The sequence below is a fragment of the Pseudomonas sp. JV245A genome, assembly GCF_032424515.1.
In the GTDB taxonomy this organism is placed as follows: Bacteria; Pseudomonadota; Gammaproteobacteria; order Pseudomonadales; family Pseudomonadaceae; genus Aquipseudomonas; species Aquipseudomonas protegens.
Genome location: NZ_VYKE01000526.1, coordinates 1 through 504, shown reverse-complemented (window position 1 = coordinate 504; position 504 = coordinate 1). Strand labels below are relative to the sequence as shown.

2 pseudogenes are annotated in these 504 nt (G+C 69.2%); one reads left to right on the top strand and one right to left on the bottom strand.

Features of this window, described 5'->3' with window-relative positions:
• A pseudogene (locus F6S12_RS32850) lies at positions 1-185 on the top strand (LysR family transcriptional regulator); the annotation flags it as partial.
• Positions 186-355: 170 nt separating this feature from the next.
• Here F6S12_RS32850 and F6S12_RS32845 read toward each other — a convergent pair.
• A pseudogene (locus F6S12_RS32845) lies at positions 356-504 on the bottom strand (LysR family transcriptional regulator); the annotation flags it as partial.

The window sequence follows — 504 nt, the reverse complement described above, 5'->3', positions numbered from 1 at the left end:
GCGTGGGGGTGGTCTCGGCGGCAGAGTTCGGCGCCGACGCCCGGGTCTGCGCCCTGCCGATCGTCGACTGCCAGCGGCGCCTGACCGAAACCCTGGTGTGCCTGCGCGAACAGAGTTCACGACGGATCGTCGCCACCTTCCTCGACCTGGTACGCGAAAGCCTGGCCTCCCCCACCGCCCTGTAGGAACCGGCTTGCCGGCGAAGGCGATCTCCAGGCACCCCTACCGTAGGAGCCGGCTTGCCGGCGAAAGCGATCCCCCAGACACCGCTACCGCAGGAGCCTGGCTTGCCGGCGAAGGCGATCTTTCGGGCCTCTTCGCCGGCAAGCCAGCTCCTACAAGAGTGGAGGTGGGCTCAGGCTGGAGCCAGGGCGAAAAACGCCTGAATCAGGCGCAGGTCCCGGCGCCGCTCCACGCAGCCGATCATGTGCCGGTTGACCAGCCCCGCACCGCGGATCGGCACCGTGCGCACCCGCGGGTCGTGGCCAACCTCCACCGAACTGA